Source organism: Cupriavidus sp. UYPR2.512, assembly GCF_000379565.1.
Classification (GTDB): Bacteria; Pseudomonadota; Gammaproteobacteria; order Burkholderiales; family Burkholderiaceae; genus Cupriavidus.
Genome location: NZ_KB902972.1, coordinates 1 through 3,376 on the forward strand (window position 1 = coordinate 1; position 3,376 = coordinate 3,376).

At 56.0% G+C, this 3,376-nt stretch carries 2 protein-coding genes; both read right to left on the minus strand.

The window, feature by feature from the left end:
• Positions 1–602 precede the first annotated feature (602 nt).
• Positions 603–911 (minus strand): H-NS histone family protein, encoded by a 309-nt coding sequence (locus A3A5_RS0115540; protein WP_018311477.1) that lies wholly within the window; start codon positions 909–911, stop codon positions 603–605.
• Between the two features lie 968 nt (positions 912–1,879).
• Entirely contained in the window at positions 1,880–2,194 is a 315-nt protein-coding gene (locus tag A3A5_RS0115545) for an H-NS family nucleoid-associated regulatory protein (protein ID WP_018311478.1), read from the minus strand.
• Between the last annotated feature and the right edge of the window lie 1,182 nt (positions 2,195–3,376).

Here is a 3,376-nt window from a genome sequence, read left to right on the forward strand (position 1 = left end):
CGACCTATGCCGAGCTCTATGCCAAAAAATCGCTACCCACTACATCTAGTAGGTTTGGGAGCTAACCGGAAAGCACGCTTCATCTTTTCGCGCCAGGCCCGGGCCCATCCTGCCCTAATTGCGCCTGCGAGCGCAGAGAACAACAGACGCGGCACGAGCCGTCGATTTCGAGCGCCAGCCTCTCGACGACAAGTGTGTCGTGTGGCACTTCCCGAAGCGAGGTGTGAGCGCGCACTGTGACGCCAGAATCAATCTCGAAACTTAGCTGCGAGGCGTTCCGGCCTGGCCTAATGAACTGGCGGTATCCTTGTCCTCGCAGAGCTGCGACTACCTTCGCCAGCGTGGTCGGCGCTTATTACAAGTGCTCACCCGTCTTGTGTTGGCGAGGCGGCGGGGATAATTGGCACCGGCTCACCTGTGACGGCCGTTCCGCCTTCTTTTTGAACTTGGATGCTCGATGTCTTTTTTGACCGCGTCGGGCTGCATTTCTTTACCGTCGATCGCGTCGCTCGCAATCCGAATGAGCAATGGGCAGCCAAGGAGCAGAGCCGCCGGGCACGGGATGGATGAACCCTCCCGAAATGCCATAGGGCTAGGAGGCTTTATTCCTGGGAAATCAGAAACCGTTCCGGCCGCTTACCTAGCCATGTCGGCGTGCGGCCACGCCCGGACCAGGTCTTGCCAGTCTTCGGATCCATGTACTTCGGCGGCAGCGGCCTTTTTTCGGCCGAAGCGGAAGCCACAGCGGCAGGGCGACGGCGGCGGTGCGCGATGTCGTCTTGGGACAATTCGTACCGCATCATCAATTCGCGAATCTGTTCGATAACACTTGCAAGCTCGCTGGCACGGGCCTCTTCGATTTGGGCTTCCAGCGCCTGTTTCTGAGCCAGCAATTCCTGATATGTTGCCATTTCGATTTCCAATTTTTCAGTTACTCATGACTTAAACGCAGTTTAAAGAAGACCTGCAAGGAGTCCATCCTCGGTTAGCCGGCCTCGGCAGGGACTTAATCGCGCAACCTAATTCCTGTCATGTGCCGCTTCCGTGAGTCGCGGCCTTGGCCCTAGCTTTGTTTTACCGAATACCACATCCGGCGCATAGCCCGCGTTTCGCGGAATGACGTGTCGATAGCGCAAGAGCCCATGCGCGCGGAGCTCATATTCGACACAAATCGAAGGTTTCACGATAACGCCGCGCGACAAAAACACCACACAGGTAGGCCTACCGTGAGTCGCTACGGTCCCGTCGACCCCACGAAAGCCAAGGGTATCGTGCTGGATGACCTTTCAGCGGTTGCAATCACCCAGGAAGATGGCCCAGTGGAACGGGGCCGGAATATCCCTACCGCTGGCATAGGCATAGGTAGTGAGCCCAAAACAACAGAAAGACATATGGATTCGCGGATGCTTACCAGAGCGTTCTTATGCGGCCAAAACCAAAACGGCAAGAGCATTCCTCACCCAGATGGGATATCATTGGAAACACGGGGGCGGAACGGTTCCAATCATGGTAAAAACGTCCAAGTGGGCGCACGATTCCCCAAAGGACGACCCGCGGCGAAGCTCGTGATCGCGCCGACTTCCAAGAGCTAGCAGTGCACGCTCGCGCTCGGTGCAGGCGACCATAGCGCGCCACTTTGGCGCTAATCGGTGTCAATTGACAACGGCTATCGTTCAGCCTGAGAAGTCAAATCTGCGAGACCAGAGCCGTTACCTGATTTCTTCGTCAACATTTAACGGTCTCTCTATCTGGTTAGAGCCATTTTTCTGCACGCTCTAATGATGTGACAGCCTGGTTAAAGCTCCGCCACTTGGATATTACGAAATGCCCAGCTTAAGCGATAGCTTGACCGGGCATCTGAACGCCTGTAGGCGAGCCTTCACTCCTGCGGAATCAGAAAACGCTCGGGCCGTTTGCCTAACCAAGCAGGTGCTCGGCCTCGGCCGGACCAAGTCTTCCCGGTCTTAGTATCCATATACTTCGGCGGCAGAGGTGGCTTTTCGTGCGGCGTTGAAGCAGCACCGGCTGGCCGACCCCGACGGCGCCTGGGCGCGACGTCTTCCGACGACAGGTCGTATTGGCTCATCAGATCGCGAATCTGTTCGATGACACTGGCAACCTCGCTCGCCCGCGCCTCTTCGAGCTGGGCTTCGATCGCTTGCTTTTGCGCCATCAGTTCTCTATACGTTGCCATTTTAGCCTCCGGTTTTCGCTTGACTTCTGACTTATACGCATTTTAGAGTCAGCCCGCAAGGGTTTGTGTTCTCTTTCATACAAGAAATGTTGTAAAGCCTTCAAAGAAAGGGTGTGCCGCTTTGGAACTTGCACCCGATACAGGACCCCAGGGCAGCGTCATCATGTCGAACCCAACCGGCGCTCCTTAACGCAAATTGGTCGCGGAAACGGGTACGCCGCCCTAGGCGGGAATCAATGGGGGACGATGTCCTGCTCCACGGATGCACATTTCAAGTGTCTGTCTGTGCTTCAGGCGGCTGCTCCGTCCGAGCATCGCCAACAACGGCCCAAGCGGTCATACAACGCGACTCAGACTCCGTGGCGTGGATGTGAAGACAAAATGGGGGTGTAAGTCCATCACCAACGGAGTAGAAGAACCCCGGTTTGAGCCAGAGGCTTGATAAGGCTAGAACTGGAAAAAACCTCACAGTTCGGGAGCAGCTTCATACCATTGCCGCACGCGTCGGGAGTAGTCTCGCATTTCTGGTTCGGTGAAACTAAGCGTCTTTGAAGGCAAGCGCTGCTGCGCCGCAGCACAGGGTAGCTTGATACCCACGAAGAAAGCGTTTAACTTTAAGGCCCGGTGTGGGCTTTCAATGCGTGTCCTCCCAACGATGCCTCCACTGCCATTCCCACCTTCCTCAATGGAACACAATCCCATGGACCCATGGATCGTAGGTTCATTAACAATGGGGAGCGACGTGCTAAGTCCGCATGAATCGCGGCGCTATTGTTTCTTGGCGACGCGCAACAGATTTTCGATCTCGAACCCGAGCAATTGGATACCCTGTTGGCACAAAAGCTAGTCACGATGGAACATTGGCATTACAGCGTCAATGTCTAGCCGTCGACTGACGCCTCAGGGACTTTCCGTGCTCAGCGCCGTGCGCCGCATTCGGTAAGAGTGTGACGGAGCGCAAACAGTCATCGCACAGTGGCCGGGCGGTCGCCCCGCCGTCGTGAGCAGTGCGCCGCAAGCGCCGTGCGTACGACCATCGTGGCGAGGAGTTCTTCTTCAAAATCAAGGCAGTATTTTCAAGAATGCTTCCGTGCTTATCCGGTTAGCTCCCAAACCTACTAGATGTAGTGGGTAGGGATTTTTTGGCATAGAGCTCGGCATAGGTCGGCGCGGTGACGTCAC

Coding starts and splice junctions, on each gene's coding strand:
- A3A5_RS0115540 (WP_018311477.1), bottom strand. CDS start 911: ATGGCAACATATCAGGAATTGCTGGCTCAGAAACAGGCGCTGGAAGCC.
- A3A5_RS0115545 (WP_018311478.1), bottom strand. CDS start 2,194: ATGGCAACGTATAGAGAACTGATGGCGCAAAAGCAAGCGATCGAAGCC.